Raw genomic sequence first — 16,264 nt, 5'->3', positions numbered from 1 at the left:
CGCCGATCTGGCGGATTAAGAACCGATTCAGACCGTTTCTGTCGGCGGCTGATCGACCCCCTGACGGAGTGCGCCCAGCAGCCGCTTGGCCTGCACCACCAGCTGCGAGGAACCCCGTCCCGAGGCCGACGCGCCGAGCCCGGAGACCTCGCCGACGGCCCCGCACCGCTCCACGCAGTCGGCGGCGACCGCGAGGACCTCGCCGAGCCCCCGTACCGGCTTCGCCGCGGCGAGCAGCTCCGGGAGCATCGCCGCGAGCACCGCCCAGACCGTCCCGTACGCGCCCGTGGCGGCCGCCGTTCGGGCCGCGTCCGCCAGCCGGTTCGGCTTCACCGAACCCTCCGCGACCAGCCACGCCAGCTCCGCACCGAGCCCCCGGGCGTCCAGCTCGCCCCGCGCCGCCAGGACGAGCACGGCGTCCACCGCGCGCAGCCGGTCGTCCGCGTCCACACAGCCGAGACCGAAGGCAAGGGCCAGCAGGACCGCCCTTCCGACCGGACCTTCGGCCTCGACCAGCGCGGTCAGCGGCTCGGTCGTGCCGCGCGAGTCCCCCTCGGTGCTGCTCGTGAGCGTCGGCAGGAGACAGGCCGCGAACACCTCGCGGTCGGCCGGCAGCACCGTCGACCACTGCGCACGGCCCTCTATCCAGTGGGTGCAGCGGCGCGGAGTCGCCTCCAGGGCGCCACCGAGCCATTGGAAGGCGGGCGGGAACTCCGCCCGCACGGCGGGGTGCTCGTCGATCCCGACGACGAGGCGGTCGGCCAGCCACAGCCTGCGAAGGGTCCTGTCCTCGTCGCGCTGGAGGAAACGCACGGTGGCCCCGACGGAGGCCGCATCAGCGACAGCCCCGCCGCCGGACGCGCTCGGGACCGGCTCGTCGGCCGTCGCGCTCGGGACCGGCTCGTCGGCTGCCGCGCCCTGGACGGCTCTTGCGGCGGTCGCCTCCCCTCGCAGCCAGGCGGCGAGCCGTCGGCCGGGCTCGGTGCCGAGCGCCGCGGCCTCCTCGGCCGCCCGCTCCGCCGACGGATCGGCTCGCAGCACCCGGACCAGGGCCTGCGCGAGATCGGTCGGAGCGGGCTCGACGCCGGCGTCCCGGTACTCCCGCAGTCGGTCCACCAGGACCAGCGGGTCGATCGCCCCCGTGTGCCAGGTCGGCGTGGCGAGCAGGAACGGCAGCGCGGCCGTGCCGACGAGGCCGGCGGCCTCCCACAGCCGGGCGTCGAGGACCCCCGACAGAGCCTGGTGGAGACAGGCGACGGAACCGTGCCCCTGGGTCCTGCGGACATCGACGAGCGCCGGGTCCAGGACCCCGAGCAGCCCCGCGAGCACCACATGGACCCCATGGGTCTCGTGCGTGAAGTAGTGGGGCTCCTGCTCCCATCGCGGCCGGGGGAAGGCCTCCCGCACCGCTTCCGCCACGGCCGCCCGGTCGGCGTGCGCGTGCCGCACCAACCCGTCGAGCGCCCGCTCGAAGGCCGCGGGCTCCTCCGCCAGGCGCCTCACCACCAGCTGCGCCATCAGCTCCTCGACCGTCGTCGCCGCAGGCGCGAGCCGCTGCGGCTCCGGCACCGGCGGCAGGATCTCCTCGTACGGAAGCCGCGCCTCCTGCTCCAGGTCCGCGCCGAACAGCTCCTCGGCGGCCTGCCGGTGCGTCGGGCCCAGGAGACCGGCGGCCTCGGCCAGCTCGCGTCGGACCTCGGCGTCCACGGCCGGCAGATGGCGGCCGACCAGCTTGAGGGCCCGCTCCTGCACGTCGGTGTCCTCGCTCGCGAAGGCCTCCGTCACGGCGGGCAGCAGCTCCCCGGCCGCGCCCGGCTCCCGGGCCAGCACCTTGCCGACCAGCGCCAACTGGGCCCGTACGAGCTTCTTCTCGGTACGGAAGAGAACACCGGCCGTCATCTCGGCCAGCGCCCCGACCGGCAGGAGCTCCGCCGAGGCGAGCTCCACCAGGACGTCCTGGGCGTACCCGGCGACGAGCGACGGCGCCTCGGCCGCGATCCCGACCCAGTCCGGGATCCGCTGCCGCAGCTCCTCCGCGTCCGGTGCGAGCAGCCGCACCATCTCCAGCGGCAGGCGGAGGTTCCGGATGGGGCCGCCGCGCAGCAGCCGCGACACGCACACGTCCAGGATCTGCGCCCGGTCCAGGATCCCTTCCTCGACGAGCGTCCGCAGGGCGAAGGGCCAGTACCGCTCCGGTCGGCGGCCGAGGGACCGGGCCAGCCGCTCGGGCGGCTCGGCCATCGCGAGCGCGTGCGCCACCAGGACCGGGGTCTGCGGGTCCTCCCGGAGACGCTCCACGAGCCGATCGTCCGTGATGTGCCAGGCCCAGCCGGTCACGTAGCCGTCGGTCGGCGGCACCCTGTACCCGGAGCGGACCATGAGCCCGTGCAACAGCGGGTAGCTGTTCTCCGCCGCCGTCCGGCGCTTGGCCAGGCGCCCCGCCAGGTCCGCCGCCCACTCGGGGTCCCGGTCGCCGAGCACCTCGAGGGCCAGGACCTTGTCCTCCTCCCAGATCAACAGGTCGCGCGCGCCGAGCCAGCTCGCGGCGGCCGCGGCCGTCGGGTGACAGCCGGCCCCCGCCACGTACAGCGCGCTGCGGATCCGGTTCGGGTGGTACGGCGGCGTCGCCCACTTCCCGGCACGCACCTCCGCGCGCAACTCCTTGAGCCGAGCGAGCGCGGCCTTGCGGGCGGCGGCGTCCAGCGGCTCCAGGAGCCCCGGCATCCGGGCGGCCTCCCCGTCGCGCACCGCCGCGAGCAGTTCCTCGACGCGGGCGTCCCCCTGCCCGCCACCGCCCGCGCGAGCCGTCACGTCCTCACCCGCACGAACCCCCGTGCTGTCACCCGCACCAGCCACCACGTCGTCAGCCCTCCCCGTTCCCATGCTCCCCCCGTCCCGTTCTGCCGCGGCCGGAGAACGACCCGAACCGCGGCCGGAGCCCGTAGGCCCCGGCGCGGACGGCCGGACGGAGGCGAGCGCCTGTACGGATCGCGTCATGGGAACGACGTTACGACCCCCCACTGACAATCAGCGGCGCCCGCCCCGACCAGGGGTTACTGTCCGACGCGCCCCGGCTGCAGCACCTTGGTGAACAGCACCGCGCCGCCCTCGGCCCGCAGCCGTACCGTCAGTTCCCCGCTGTGTCCGTCGATGTCGACCTCGCCGAAGTACTGCGGGCTCTCCATCGGCGACAGGTTCGCCCGCTCCGGCGCCCGCACGAACACCCGCTCCGGACCGAAGGTCGCGTCCAGCGCGTTCGCCGGGAACCCGCCCGCCGCCAGCGGCCCGGACACGAACTCCCAGAACGGCGCGAAGTCCTGGAAGGCCGCCCGCTCCGGCGCGTAGTGCTGCGCCGAGGTGTAGTGGACGTCCGCCGTCAGCCACACCGTGCCGGTGATCCGCCGGTGCTTCACGAACCTCAGCAGCTCCGCGATCTGCAGCTCCCGGCCCAGCGGCACGCCCGGGTCGCCCTGGGCGATCGCCTCGAAGTTCGCCGCGCCGTCCGTGACGACCAGACCGATCGGCATGTCCGCAGCGAGCACCTTCCACACCGCACGGGACGCGGCCAGCTCCCGCTTGAGCCAGGCGAGCTGCTCGGCACCGAGGATGCCGGTGGTGTCGTCGGCCTGCCGGCCGGGCGAGTTGGCGTTCCGGTACGAGCGCATGTCGAGCACGAACACGTCGAGCAGCGGCCCGTACCGCACCACCCGGTGCACCCGCCGCTCGCGTCCCCCACCGCGCGCGTGGAGCGTGGAGACCGGGAAGTACTCGCCGAACGCCTGCGAGGCGCGGGCCGCGAGGACGTCCACGTCCTTCTCCGTGTAGCGGGCGTCGTCCAGGATCTGCCCCGGGTACCAGTTGTTCCGCACCTCGTGGTCGTCCCACTGCACCACCGACGGCACCTGCGCGTTGAAGGCCCGGACGTTGTGGTCGAGGAGGTTGTAGCGGAAGTTGCCCCGGTACTCGTCGAGGGTCTCCGCGACCTTCGACTTCTCCGGCGTCGTGACGTTCCGCCAGATCCGTCCGTCCGGCAGGGTCACGCTCGGCTGGATGACCCCGTCGGCGTAGATCGTGTCGCCGCTGCACAGGAAGAAGTCCGGGTCGAGGCGGCGCATCTCCTCGTACGCGCGGAAGCCCCCGATGTCCGGGTTGATGCCCCAGCCCTGCCCCGCGATGTCCCCGGACCACAGGAAGCGGACCCCGCCCCGGCGCCGGTCCGGGGCCGTGCGGAAGGTACCGAGGACCGGCTCGCCCGCCCGGCGCGGGTCGTCCGGATCGACGAGGGTGACCCGGTAGTGGATCTGCTCGCCCGCCGGCAGTCCGCGTAGGGCGGTCGTACCGGTGAAGTCCGTGTCCGCGCCGATCAGCGGCCCGAGGTGGCGGCGCGCGTGCCGGAAGGACTCGGTCGCCGAGGTCTCCACGAGCATCCGCGCCGGCCGGTCCGAACGCACCCACACCAGACCGGAGGAGGCCGTGACGTCACCGGCCTGCACGCCCCACTCGGCCCGGGGCCGGCCCGAGAGCGCGAACGCCGGGGCGGCGAGGCCGGTGCCGCCGAGGGTGAGCGCCGCCGACGCGGCCAGCGAGCCGCGCAGGATGCTCCGCCGGGCGGGGGAGGAGGAAGAGGCGGACGGGGGAAGGGACATGAAAGGACCTCCGGGGTCGGTCGTTCCGGTCACGGACGGCGCCCCGGCCCATGCCGGACGGCCGAGTGCGCCGCCCCATGCCTAACGACCGGGTGCGGCGCCCACACCAACCCCGCGTGAACAGATCGCCCTGGCCGCCGGCCGCTTTGGATCCGGGATCCAACACTTCGGATCCAACATCCGGGATCCAACATCCCGGATCCAACACCCGGGATTCTGGATCCACGACCCCCGTCACCCGCGCCCCAACGCCTCCGCCACCAGCCGGATCCCCGTCGTGACGGCCGAAGGCGCCAGGTGCGCGTACCCGATGACGAGCCGTACGTCCCCGTCCGCCGGCCGGGCCGTGCCGTACTCCTCCAGGGAACGCAGCGCCACCCCGGCCTCCGCGGCCCGTGCCAGGAACCGCTCGGGTGGCCCGAAACCGGCCGGTACGCGCGCGATGACGTGGAGTCCGGCGGCGATGCCGCTCACACGGGTGCCGGGCAGGTGTTCCGCGAGGGCGGCGAGGAGCGCGTCCCGCCGCTCCCGGTAGGCGCGTTGGCAGCGGCGGAGCTGTCGGTCGTACCCGCCGCGCGTCACGAACTCCGCGAGGACGGCCTGGTCGAGTACGGGATTCCCGAGGTCCATCGTCCGCTTGCGTTCGACGACCTCGTCGAGCAGCGCCTCCGGGACGAGCAGCCAGCCGAGCCGCAGGCCCGGGGCGAGGGACTTGCTGACCGAGCCGGCGTAGGCGACCCGCTCGGGGTCGAGTCCCTGGAGCGCGCCGACGGGGGCGCGGTCGTAGCGGAAGTCGCCGTCGTAGTCGTCCTCCAGGACGTATCCGTCCACCGCGCGCGCCCAGTCGAGGAGCGCGGCCCGGCGTTCCGCCGACCAGCTGATCCCGGACGGGAACTGGTGCGAGGGCGTCACCACCACCGCCCGTACGCCGGAGTCGGCGAGTGGCCCCGGGCGCAGACCGTCCTCGTCCAGTGGCAGCCACACCGTGTCCAGGCCGGTCGAGGCGAACAGCCGCCCGTGCTCGGGGCTGCCGGGGTCCTCGATGCCGACCCGGTCGTGTCCACGCGCGCGTAGGACGAAGCCGAGCAGGGTCGACGCCTGTGCCACGCCCGAACAGACCACGAGCCGCTCGGGATCGGCCACCACGCCCCGCCGCCGCGCCAGCAGCGCGGCGAGGGCCTCGCGCAGTGCGGGGAGCCCGCGCGGATCCGGGTAGCCGAGCGACGGGTGGGGGAGCCGCGTGAGCACGGACCGCTGTGCCGCCGCCCAGGCGCTCCTCGGGAACAGCGACAGGTCGGGCGTCCCCGGACGGAAGTCGATCCGGATCCCGGGCGTCCCGGCGGCCAGGTCGCGGGCCCCGCGCGTGGCAGCCCGGGCCGCGCCGCCCACCCAGGTCCCCGCGCCCCGGTCGCTGCGCAGGTAGCCCTCGGCCGTCAGCTGTTCGTACGCCTCGGTGACGAGGCCCCGCGAGACGCCGAGGTCGGCCGCGAGCGCGCGGGTCGACGGCAGCCGCGTCCCGGCCGCGAGCCGCCCCGACCGCACGGCCTCCCGCAGTGCCTCCTGCAGTGCCCGCCCCCGCCGTCGCGGCGGAGCGCCTGCGGCCGGCAGCAGCAGCTCCCAGGCCGCCTGCCCCTGGCTCCTCATGTCATCTGGCCCTTCTCGCCGTCCCGGCCCGGAAGTTCACCGATCCACCCGGGACCGATCCACCCCAGGACCGATCCACCCGGTCGGACCCATGATGCCGAGGCCGCCCCGGGTCAGTGCCGCACGTCCAGGGACAGGTGTGCGGACAGCGCGCGGAGGAAGTCGGGTGCGTCGAACATCTCGCCCGCGGAGGCGACGCCGGTCGTCCGGGTCCGGCCCGTGAGGATGCGGTGGAGCGCCTCCACCGCGAGCGGCGCGGTGACGGCGTAGATGTCCTGGCCGGCGGCGACGGCCCGGCGTTCCGCGCCGCCGGAGCGCACGACGACGTCCACCAGGAAGGTCTGCGCGGAGCGGCCGCGCCCGTCGACCGCGGTCGGTGCGGACGGGTCCGGCGCCGTCAGGTCCTGGGCCGCGTCGACCGCCATGTACGTGCGTACCTCCGGCACCGCCAGGTGGCTGGGGACGGTCACGACGTCGGCCATGGTGAACTCGCCGATGACGGGTCGGGTGCCCAGGGGCGCGGGGAAGGGCCACTCCACGACGGAGAGCGCGTCGTCGTGGTATTCGAGCCGTCCGCCGGTGTGGCGGACGTGCCGCCCGCCCCGCCGCTCCCGGGAGACCCTGCCCGCCGCGAGGGTCCCCGCTGTGGGGTGCCAGCTGCTCAGTCCGTACGCGACGTGCACCTCGTCGGCCGTCGTCCAGTCGCCCATGGCCGTGGTCGCCAGGAGGTCGCCGAGGCCGCCGTAGAAGGCCATCGCGGGGACGATCACGGTTCCCGCGGCGCGGGCCCGGTCCCTGAAGCGCGCGAAGGTGTCGGCGTTGGCCTCGATCTCGGCCGCCACGTCCACGTACGGGATTCCGGCCCGCAGCGCGGCCTCGATCACCGGGGCGCCGGTCACGGCGAACGGTCCGGCGCAGTTGACGACGGCCGCCGCGCCCGCCAGCGCGCGGTCGAGCGCGGCCGGGTCGTCGACCGACGCCGGGCGGACGTCGAGCCCGTCGTGGGACGCGGCGAGCGCCCGCAACTTGTCGGCGTCGCGGCCGGAAAGCACCGGGACGAACCCCCGCTCCAGCAGCTCCGCCACCACGAAGCGCCCGGTGTGACCGTAGGCACCGAACACCGCGACCGTCCGACCCGATCCCATGACTTCTCCCGCCGTTCCCTGTAATCGAATGTTCAACTACTGCCATCCTGGCGGCCGTTGCGAGCCACCGCGAGTGTCCGGAACGACATGTCCCGTACAATTACGGACATGGGTACGCTCGCGCTGGCCGTCACCGACGGCATGCTGCACTTCGAACTCTCCCTCGCCCACGAGGTGTTCGGCTCCGCCCCGGACGCGGTCGCCGTCCCCTGGTACGACATGACCGTCTGCGGGCCCGGCCCCGTACGGGTCGAGCGGTTCCGCCTGGAACCCGACCACGGGCTCGACCGACTCCCGTACGCGGACACGGTGATCGTCCCCGGCTGGGCCGACGTCGACCGGGAACCGCCCGCCGACCTCGTCGACGCCGTACGCGCTGCCCACGAGGCAGGCGCGCGCGTGGCGTCCCTGTGCACGGGCGCGTTCGTCCTGGCCGCCGCCGGTCTGCTCGACGGCCGCCGTGCGACCACGCACTGGGCGCACACCGAGGCCCTGGCCGAGCGGTATCCCCGGGTCGAGGTCGACCCGGACGTGCTCTACGTCGACAACGGCACCGTGCTCACCTCCGCCGGCAAGGCCGCCGCGATGGACCTCTGCCTGCACCTCGTCCGCCTCGACCACGGCTCGGCGATCGCCAACACGGTCGCCCGCCGCCTGGTCGTGCCCCCGCACCGGGACGGCGGCCAGGCCCAGTTCGTCACCGCACCCGTGCCCACCCGCGAGGACCACCCGCTCACCGAGCTGCTGCCCTGGGCGGTCGAACGGCTCGACCGGCCGCTGACCGTCGAGGACCTGGCGCGCCGGGCGCGGATGAGCTCGCGCCACCTGGGCCGCCACTTCCGGGCGGCGACCGGCACCACTCCGCTGCAATGGCTGCTCACCCAGCGGATCCGCCGCGCCCAGGAGCTCCTCGAAGCCACCGACGACAGCGTCGACGCCATCGCGGAGGCCACCGGCATGGGCACCGCCACGACGCTGCGCCGGCACTTCAACCGCACCGTCGGCGTGCCCCCGGACACCTATCGCCGCACCTTCCGCCTGCGGACCCGCCCCGGTCCCGGCGAAGTGGTCCCCGATGGCGCGACGGAAGTGGACCTCAACGCGGACCGCACCGCTCCCTAGCGTCGGAGGCATGAACGCGAACGCCCTGCGCGGGGTCCTCCTGGTGACCTTCGCCTACGCCCTCGTCGGTGCCTCCTTCACCGCCAACAGCCTGCTCGGCGCCTACCCGTACGCGGGTGGACAAGCCCTTCGGTACGGCGCCGCATGCCTGCTCCTCCTCCCGCTGCTCGGCCGTGACGGGCTCGCCCCGCTGCGGCTCCTGACCGCCCGCCACTGGCTGCGGCTCGCCGCGCTCGCGGCCGTCGGCATGGTCGGCTTCAACCTCGCCGTCCTCGCCGCCGAGCGGACCGCCGAGCCCGCCGTCCCCGGCGTCCTCGTCGGCTGCGCCCCGGTCGTCGTCGCGGTCCTCGTCCCGCTGACCGAGGGTCGCAGGCCCGCCCCCGCCGTGCTGTACGGAGCGCTGCTCGTCGCCGCCGGCGCCTTCACCGTGCAGGGCTGGGGCCGGACGGACCTGGCCGGGATCGGCTGGTCCGCGGCGGCGCTCGCGGGTGAGGTGGGCTTCACCGTGCTGGCCGTCCCGGTGCTCCGGGTCCTCGGGCCGAAGCTCCTGACGGCCGCCGTGTGCGGGATCGGCGCGGCCGAGGCGGCACTCCTCGGCCTGGTCGTGGACGGCGCCGGGTTCGTGCGGATGCCGACGGCCGTGGAGGCGGGAGCCCTGTTCTGGCAGGCGGCCCTGGCCACCGTCGTCGGATTCGTCCTCTTCTACATGGGCGTCCAGCGTGTCGGCATGGAGAGGGCCACTCTCTACACCGGGGCCATCCCGATCGCCGCAGCCCTGAGCGCCGCCCTGGTCGGAGACGCCGTCTTCGGCCTCCCGCAGGCCACCGGCAGCCTCCTCGTGGGCGCCGGAGCCGCCCTGGGCACGGGCCTGTTCACACGGGAGGCCCGCAGGGGTCTGTTCACACAGGTGCGCCGGCGTGGTCTGTTCACACGCACGCCCCACCTCGTCTCAGCGGCTGCCGTCCAGGATCACGCGTGCGACGAGAGCCGGGTCGTCGTTCATCGGCACGTGCCCGCAGCCGGGGAGCCTGACCAGGCGCGCGGCGGGCAGGATCTGCTTGGCGCGGATGCCCTGGCGGCGCAGCAGCAGCCGGTCGCCGCTGCCCCAGGCGACGGTCACGGGGACCGAGGGGACGACGTCGCGGAAGAGGGCCGTGCGGCCGGCGGCAAGCGTCTGGTGGAAGCCGGTGGCCTCGCGCAGCGCGAGCGTCTCGGCGACGACGGCCTCGGGTGAGCGGCGGCCGGGGCGCGCGTAGATGGTGCTGGTGAGCACGGTGCGTCCGGCGGCCGAGCGGGAGAGGCGTTCGATCAGCGGCACGGGCAGCGCCAGGGCGGCGCCGCGCATGGCCCGCAGGGTCCCGAAGGCGTACCGCCGCTCGCTCTCCGACCAGAAGCCGGCGGGGGAGAGGGCGGTGACCGAACGCACCAGCTTCTCCCGGCCGAGTTCGAGGGCGAGCAGTCCGCCGAGCGAGTTACCCGCCACGTGCGGCCGCTCGAAGCCGACGGCCCCGCAGAAGGCGCCGAGCACGGGGACGACGGTGGACAGGTCGTACGGGCAGCCCTCGGGCAGCCCGTCGGAGGCCCCGAAGCCGGGCAGGTCGACGGCGATGACCTCGCGTTCGGCGGCGAGCACGTCGAGTACGGGCTCCCAGGCCTGCCAGTGGTGCCCGATGCCGTGGAGCAGCAGCAAGGGCTCGCCCGCGCCCCGCCGCTCGTACGTCAGGGACGTGGTGCGGGGACCCGCCGGGGTCTCGATCGTGAACGCGATCCGTGCGGGCATGGGCCCCTCGCTTCCTCGTGAAGCTCGCTCGTGGAGCTTCCTCGTGAACACCGGGCACGCGCCATCTTTTAGACGTCCCGTCAGTAAGAATTACCGCTCAGTAGCCAGGAGTTCAAGACGGGAGCCGGAAACTGGACAGGACCGGTGACGTGGGCTGGGATGGGTGGGTGCTCACCGACACCGACACCCTGACCGAACTCTTCGAGGAGCACCGCCCGATGCTCCTCGGCGTCGCCTATCGGATGCTCGGCCGCACCGCCGACGCCGAGGACGTCGTCCAGGAGGCCTGGCTGCGCTGGACCGCCGCGGACCGGGCCGCCGTCCGCGAACCGCGCGCCTTCCTCGTACGGATCACCACGCGGCTCGCCATCGACCGGCTCCGCCAGGCGCAGGCGCGCCGCGAGTCCTACGTCGGCCCCTGGCTCCCCGAGCCCCTCGTCACCGACTTCGGCCCCGCCGCCCCCGACAGCGCCGAGCGCGCGCTGCTCGCCGACTCCGTCTCGCTCGCCGTCCTCGTGGTGCTCGAATCCCTCTCCCCGCTGGAGCGGGCCGTCTTCGTGCTCCGCGAGGCCTTCGGCTTCCCGTACGGGGAGATCGCCACCGCCCTCGACCGCTCCGAGGCGGCCGTGCGCCAGCTCGCCGGACGCGCCCGGCGCCACGTCGACGAGGGCAGGCCGCGCTACGACGTCGACCCGGCCGAGCGCCGCGACCTCACCGAGCGCTTCCTCTCCGCCGCGGCCGGCGGCGATCTCGGCGAGCTCCTCGCGCTCCTCGCCCCCGACGTCCGGCTCGTCGGCGACAGCGGCGGCAAGTCCAAGGCGCCGCTGCGCATCATCGAGACCGCCGACAAGGTCGGCCGCTTCCTCTCCGCCGTCGCCCGGGACGCGTGGGCCGGGTACGAGGCGCGCTTCCTGGAGCTCAACGGCGCCCCCGCGGTGCTCGTCCTCGCCGACGGGAAGCCCGACACCGTCTTCCAGATCGAGATGCGCGACGGACTCGTCCAGTGCGTCCACATCATCCGCAACCCCGACAAGCTCCGGGGCCTCGCCGACGCCTGACCAGGATCACGCCAGTCGGCCGGAACTCGCCCCGCCTCCCCTCCCGGGAGGCGGGGCTCTTTGCTGCGCAGGGCTCACCAGGGTGCGAACGTCCTGTGAACGATCTAGGTCAGAGGGTCACATTCAGGGGCGTTCGACGGAGGATTGGTCTTGACCAAGGGGGTGGCTCGCCTTATGGTCGCAGAGTTAGTGCAGGAACCTTTAATAAACAAGGGCGCGGAAAAACGCCGCGGGACACGGCGAATTGCGGAGGATCAGGGTGGGGACCACGCAGCTGGCATCGGTACCGGAACCGAAGTACCAGCACCTCAAGACAGTGATCGGCGAAGCGCTCGACTCGGACTTCGCGGTCGGGGAGATCCTGCCCAACGAGCGCGAGCTCGCGGCCCGCTTCGGCGTCGCCCGCGCGACGCTCCGCCAGGCCCTGGAGCAGCTGGAGCTGGAAGGGCGCCTGCAGCGCCGCCGTGGCGTCGGCACCACCGTCGCCCCGCCCCGCGTCGGCGTCGACGTCTCCACCACCCAGCACGTCTGGCCCGGTGTCGGTGACGACGCCTGGCAGCCCCAGGACTCCGCCGCCGACGTGGCCCCGGCCGCCGTCGCGCGCGTCCTGGAGACCGCCGCCGACGAGCAGGTGCACGTCGTCCGCCGCCTCCGGATCAGCCAGGGCCAGCCGGTCGCCGCCGAGCTGCTCTACGTGCCGGCCGGCTCCGTCCCCGGCCTCAGCGCCATCGACGCGCCCGCGGGCCCCGCCCGCGCCCGCGCCGTGCTCCGTGAGCTCCAGCACCTCGCCCTCGACGGCCAGGACCGCTCCGTGGAGCTCGGCTCCGCCCGCGCCGACGACGCCAAGGAGCTCGACCGGCTGCCGGGCGCGCCCGTCCTCGTCGTGACGACCCGCTACCTGTCCGCCGGACGCCCGGCCGCCGTCTCGGTGGCGACGTACCGCGCCGACACCTGCCGCCTCACCTTCGGCGACTCGGCCGACCTGGTCATGGCCTCGTGACACGGCACGAGTAACGACACGGCACGAGTAACGCCGTACGACTGACACCGCGCGAGCACCGGCCCGTCGCAGGCTCCCCGGAAAGGGGGCTAGCGGCGGGCCGTCACCGTGCCGTCCACGGCGAAGAGCTGCTCCTCGACGTGGTCGAGGGCGAGCCGCAGGGCGCCCGTTCCCACCGCGGCCTCGCCGAGCAGGGACAGCACCACCCGCGGCGGCCGCAGGCAGAACCGCGCCAGTTCCTCGCGGAGCGGCTGGAGCACTCCGTCGAGACCGGCCGCCCAGCCGCCGACGACCACCAGCTCGGGGTCGATGGCGAGGACCAGGGCCGCCACGTCGTGCACGAGCCGCTGGATGAACCGCTGCACCGCCGCCTCCGCGCGCGCGTCGCCCTTGCGGGCCAGCGCGAAGACCTCGGCGACCGCCTGCTCGTCCAGCGGGTGCAGCGGCTCGTCCGTGGTCGACAGGAGATGCTCGGGGGTGACGCCCCGGCCGAGCAGGTGCAGGGCGCCGATCTCCCCGGCCGCCCCGCCGAAGCCCCGGTGCAGCCGGCCGCCGATCAGCGAACCGGCCCCCGGGCTGAGCCCCGCCAGTACGAACACGATGTCGTCGGAGTCGGTCGCGGCACCCTTCCAGTGCTCGGCGACGGCCGCCGCGTTGGCGTCGTTCTCCACGATCACCGGGCAGCGGAAGGAGCGCCTCAGCCGATCGCCGAGCGCGAGGCCCGTCCAGCCGGGCAGCGCCGTGCCGAGGCGCACGGTCCCGTCGGCCTCCACGATGCCGGGGGTGCCGACGCCGACCGCCCGCAGGTTGGACCGGGCGACCCCGGCCCTGCGCAGCACGTCGGCCACGACCGTACGCACCCGGTCCAGGCGCTCGTCCTCGGGCGCCGTCTCCGACACCTCGCGGGACCCGGCGCCGATGATGCGCCCGTCCAAGCCGGAGAGCAGGGCGGCCACGCGGTGCGGGCCGATCTCGATGCCGAGCAGATGACCGGCCTCCGCACGGAACCGGAACCTCCGTGCCGGACGTCCCTGCCGCCGGGCCTCGCCCTCCTCGGGCGCCGACTCGACGACGAGACCGCCCTCCATGAGGCCCTCGACGACGCCCTCGACCGTGGGCCGCGACAGGCCCGTGATCCGGGTCAGATCCGTGAGCGTGGGCGCGTCGGCGCCGCGCAGCGCATGGAGTACCACCGCGGAGTTGATCCGCCGCAGCAGAGACGGATCCCCGCCGGTCAGCCGCCCCACAGTGTTTCCTCCCAGCTCGTGCGCCTCTCCGGCGGATGGTACTCAATGGGCCCGGATGCGGCGAGTGCCGCCCCCGCGGCGCCCCGGAGCGGCGCGCGCCCCGAATCCTGACGGAACGCCAACTGTCAGTGGCGGCCGTTTTACTGGATCCATGACCACGGCACAGCACCTGGCGACGATCGACTCGCTCCGCACCCGCGCCTTCCCGGCGCGACCGGAGCGATCCGGACGCGTCGACAGCGGCCCGGGCTTCCACGTGGGGACGCTCGCGACGAGCGAGGACTTCTGGGAGGACGACGGCACCCGCAGCCTCCTCGTCGAGGAGCAGTACGAGGCGGAGCGGGACGGACTCGCCGCCCTGTTCACCGTCCGCTGGGGCCCGCCGCGGGTGCTGAGCCTGTGGTACGTCCTGGAGCGGATCCACGACGACGAGGAGATGCCCGAGCCGTGGGCCGACCTCAGCTGCCACACGCCGGACCTGCGGCTGTGGCGGGTGGACGGCCGGTGGATCGGCCTCGGCGTCTCCCAGCACGACAAGGAGCTGCCGTTCGAGCTCCTCGCCGTGGTCACCGAGGTCGACCCGCCCTAGGAGGTGCCTTCGGCCGCCGCCCGCAGCCGGGCGAACTCCTCGGCCATCGTCGCCGCCGTCCAGTGGGCGTTGAGCCCGCTCGGATTGGGCAGCGCCCAGATCCGGGTGGAGCCGATCATCCGCTCCTGCGGACCGATCGCCGCCTTCGGCTCCGCGAAGGCCGTGCGGTACGCCGTGACGCCGACGACCGCGAGCCAGCGCGGCTCAAGGCGTTCCACCTTCTCCGTCAGCAGACGACCGCCCTCGCGGTACTCCTCGCGGCTCAGCTCGTCGGCCCGCGCGGTGGGCCGGGCGACGACGTTGGTGATGCCGAGCCCGTACGAGAGGAGCTCGTCCTGCTCGTCCGGCCGCAGCTGCCGCGGTGTGAACCCGGACAGGTGCAGGACCGGCCAGAAGCGGTTGCCGGGGCGGGCGAAGTGGTGGCCCGTGGCCGCCGTCATCAGACCCGGGTTGATCCCGCAGAAGAGGACGGAAAGGCCGCCCGCCACCACGTCGGGAACGACGCGGTCGCGAGCGGCCTCCAGCTCCTGCTGGGTGAACCGGGGGTTCCGGGTCAGAGGATCGCGCCGGGGGTGTAGGCGGCGGCCTCCGGGTGCTGCTTGAGGATCTCCTCGATGCGGGAGACCACGGACGCGACCTGGTCGGCGGCGGCGCCCGTGAAGGACAGCTTGTCGGCCATCAGCTCGTCGAGCTGCGCCCGGTCCAGCGGGATCCGCTCGTCGGCGGCCAGCTTGTCGAGCAGCTCGTTCTGCACGGTGCCCTGCTCCCGCATGGCGAGGGCGGAGGCGACGGCGTTCTCCTTGATCGCCTCGTGGGCGACCTCGCGGCCGACCCCGGCGCGCACGGCGCCCATGAGGACCTTCGTGGTCGCCAGGAACGGCAGGTAGCGGTCGAGCTCGCGGGCGACGACGGCCGGGAAGGCGCCGAACTCGTCGAGCACGGTGAGGAAGGTCTCCAGGAGGCCGTCGAGCGCGAAGAAGGCGTCCGGCAGCGCGACCCGGCGGACCACGGAGCAGGACACGTCGCCCTCGTTCCACTGGTCGCCCGCCAGCTCACCGGTCATCGACGCGTAGCCGCGCAGGATGACCATGAGGCCGTTGACGCGCTCGCAGGAGCGGGTGTTCATCTTGTGCGGCATCGCCGAGGAGCCGACCTGGCCGGGCTTGAAGCCCTCCGTCACCAGCTCGTGGCCCGCCATCAGGCGGATCGTCTTGGCGATCGAGGACGGGGCGGCGGCCAGCTGCACCAGCGAGGTGACCACGTCGTAGTCGAGCGAGCGAGGGTAGACCTGGCCGACCGAGGTGAAGGCGTGCGCAAAGCCGAGGTGGCCGGCGATCCGCTGCTCAAGGTCGGCGAGCTTGCCGGCGTCGCCGCCGAGCAGGTCCAGCATGTCCTGCGCGGTGCCGACCGGGCCCTTGATGCCGCGCAGCGGGTAGCGGCCGAGCAGCTCCTCCAGGCGGGCGTACGCCACGAGCAGCTCGTCCGCCGCCGTCGCGAAACGCTTGCCGAGGGTGGTCGCCTGGGCGGCGACGTTGTGCGAGCGGCCGGCCATGACCAGCTCCGCGTACTCGGCGGAGAGCTTGCCGAGCCGGGCGAGGACGGCGACCGTACGGTCCCGCATCAGCTCCAGGGAGAGCCGGATCTGCAGCTGCTCGACGTTCTCGGTGAGGTCGCGCGAGGTCATGCCCTTGTGGACGTGCTCGTGGCCGGCGAGGGCGTTGAACTCCTCGATCCGGGCCTTCACGTCGTGCCGGGTGACCTTCTCGCGCTCGGCGATGGAACCGAGGTCGACCTGGTCGAGAACGCGCTCGTAGTCGGCGAGGGCGGCGTCCGGAACCTCGATCCCGAGGTCCTTCTGCGCACGCAGCACGGCGAGCCACAGCTGACGCTCCAGCTTCACCTTCTGCTCGGGGGACCAGAGGACGGCGAGCTCCGCGGAGGCGTAGCGGCCGGCCAGAACGTTGGGGATGCGGGGCTTCGGAGTCACAGCAGTCACGTGCACAGAGTTTACTGGTGGTTTCTGCAGGCCAGCG

Annotated in this window: 12 protein-coding genes; 4 read left to right on the top strand and 8 right to left on the bottom strand. The window is 73.9% G+C overall.

What is annotated here, in order from left to right:
- Positions 1-27 precede the first annotated feature (27 nt).
- The 4 genes from GGE06_RS13815 to GGE06_RS13800 all read right to left on the bottom strand — a co-directional run bounded on the left by GGE06_RS13815 (position 28) and on the right by GGE06_RS13800 (position 7,435).
- Positions 28-2,811 carry a DUF7824 domain-containing protein gene (locus GGE06_RS13815; protein ID WP_312883131.1) on the bottom strand — a complete coding sequence of 928 codons (2,784 nt, stop codon included), beginning with the start codon at positions 2,809-2,811 and terminating at the stop codon, positions 28-30.
- Between the two features lie 242 nt (positions 2,812-3,053).
- Positions 3,054-4,646 (bottom strand): alkaline phosphatase D family protein, encoded by a 1,593-nt coding sequence (locus tag GGE06_RS13810; protein ID WP_184930946.1) that lies wholly within the window; start codon positions 4,644-4,646, stop codon positions 3,054-3,056.
- Between the two features lie 234 nt (positions 4,647-4,880).
- Positions 4,881-6,290, bottom strand: coding sequence for a MocR-like pyridoxine biosynthesis transcription factor PdxR (pdxR, locus tag GGE06_RS13805; RefSeq protein ID WP_116162212.1), 1,410 nt, complete (start codon positions 6,288-6,290; stop codon positions 4,881-4,883).
- Between the two features lie 113 nt (positions 6,291-6,403).
- Complete coding sequence (locus GGE06_RS13800; RefSeq protein WP_116162214.1) at positions 6,404-7,435, bottom strand: saccharopine dehydrogenase family protein; 1,032 nt, start codon at positions 7,433-7,435, stop codon at positions 6,404-6,406.
- A gap of 108 nt (positions 7,436-7,543) precedes the next feature.
- On the opposite strand from GGE06_RS13800, the gene GGE06_RS13795 reads away from it, so the two are divergent.
- Complete coding sequence (locus GGE06_RS13795) at positions 7,544-8,557, top strand: helix-turn-helix domain-containing protein (protein ID WP_116162216.1); 1,014 nt, start codon at positions 7,544-7,546, stop codon at positions 8,555-8,557.
- 949 nt (positions 8,558-9,506) lie between these two features.
- On the opposite strand, the gene GGE06_RS13785 is transcribed toward GGE06_RS13795, so the two are convergent.
- A complete protein-coding gene (locus GGE06_RS13785) occupies positions 9,507-10,337 on the bottom strand; it encodes an alpha/beta fold hydrolase (protein ID WP_184930945.1) in 831 nt (276 codons plus the stop codon).
- 167 nt (positions 10,338-10,504) lie between these two features.
- Between GGE06_RS13785 and GGE06_RS13780 the strand changes: the two genes are divergently transcribed.
- Together GGE06_RS13780 and GGE06_RS13775 are read left to right on the top strand one after the other, a co-directional pair.
- Complete coding sequence (locus GGE06_RS13780) at positions 10,505-11,395, top strand: RNA polymerase sigma-70 factor (RefSeq protein WP_116162220.1); 891 nt, start codon at positions 10,505-10,507, stop codon at positions 11,393-11,395.
- A gap of 259 nt (positions 11,396-11,654) precedes the next feature.
- Positions 11,655-12,395, top strand: coding sequence for a GntR family transcriptional regulator (locus GGE06_RS13775; protein WP_116162222.1), 741 nt, complete (start codon positions 11,655-11,657; stop codon positions 12,393-12,395).
- Between the two features lie 89 nt (positions 12,396-12,484).
- On the opposite strand, the gene GGE06_RS13770 is transcribed toward GGE06_RS13775, so the two are convergent.
- Positions 12,485-13,642 carry an ROK family transcriptional regulator gene (locus GGE06_RS13770; protein WP_116162224.1) on the bottom strand — a complete coding sequence of 386 codons (1,158 nt, stop codon included), beginning with the start codon at positions 13,640-13,642 and terminating at the stop codon, positions 12,485-12,487.
- Between the two features lie 151 nt (positions 13,643-13,793).
- On the opposite strand from GGE06_RS13770, the gene GGE06_RS13765 reads away from it, so the two are divergent.
- The gene (locus GGE06_RS13765; RefSeq protein ID WP_184930944.1) at positions 13,794-14,231 is read left to right on the top strand and encodes a hypothetical protein; all 438 of its coding nucleotides are present in this window, start codon (positions 13,794-13,796) and stop codon (positions 14,229-14,231) included.
- On the opposite strand, the gene mug is transcribed toward GGE06_RS13765, so the two are convergent.
- The gene (mug, locus tag GGE06_RS13760; protein WP_116162228.1) at positions 14,228-14,722 is read right to left on the bottom strand and encodes a G/U mismatch-specific DNA glycosylase; all 495 of its coding nucleotides are present in this window, start codon (positions 14,720-14,722) and stop codon (positions 14,228-14,230) included. The two genes, GGE06_RS13765 and mug, sit on opposite strands and share 4 nt — an antisense overlap.
- A gap of 62 nt (positions 14,723-14,784) precedes the next feature.
- Entirely contained in the window at positions 14,785-16,218 is a 1,434-nt protein-coding gene (gene purB, locus GGE06_RS13755; RefSeq protein ID WP_116162230.1) for an adenylosuccinate lyase, read from the bottom strand.
- Positions 16,219-16,264 lie beyond the last annotated feature (46 nt).

Source organism: Streptomyces nymphaeiformis, assembly GCF_014203895.1.
Taxonomy (GTDB): domain Bacteria; phylum Actinomycetota; class Actinomycetes; order Streptomycetales; family Streptomycetaceae; genus Streptomyces; species Streptomyces nymphaeiformis.
Note: the sequence above shows the minus strand (reverse complement) of the source record. Positions and strands in the feature narration are given on the sequence as shown.

What these genes read in the sequence shown, in the direction of transcription:
- GGE06_RS13800 (WP_116162214.1), bottom strand. Translation starts at nt 7,435, where the DNA reads ATGGGATCGGGTCGGACGGTCGCGGTGTTCGGTGCCTACGGTCACACC.
- GGE06_RS13765 (WP_184930944.1), top strand. Translation starts at nt 13,794, where the DNA reads ATGACCACGGCACAGCACCTGGCGACGATCGACTCGCTCCGCACCCGC.
- GGE06_RS13795 (WP_116162216.1), top strand. Translation starts at nt 7,544, where the DNA reads ATGGGTACGCTCGCGCTGGCCGTCACCGACGGCATGCTGCACTTCGAA.
- pdxR (WP_116162212.1), bottom strand. Translation starts at nt 6,290, where the DNA reads ATGAGGAGCCAGGGGCAGGCGGCCTGGGAGCTGCTGCTGCCGGCCGCA.
- GGE06_RS13810 (WP_184930946.1), bottom strand. Translation starts at nt 4,646, where the DNA reads ATGTCCCTTCCCCCGTCCGCCTCTTCCTCCTCCCCCGCCCGGCGGAGC.
- GGE06_RS13785 (WP_184930945.1), bottom strand. Translation starts at nt 10,337, where the DNA reads ATGCCCGCACGGATCGCGTTCACGATCGAGACCCCGGCGGGTCCCCGC.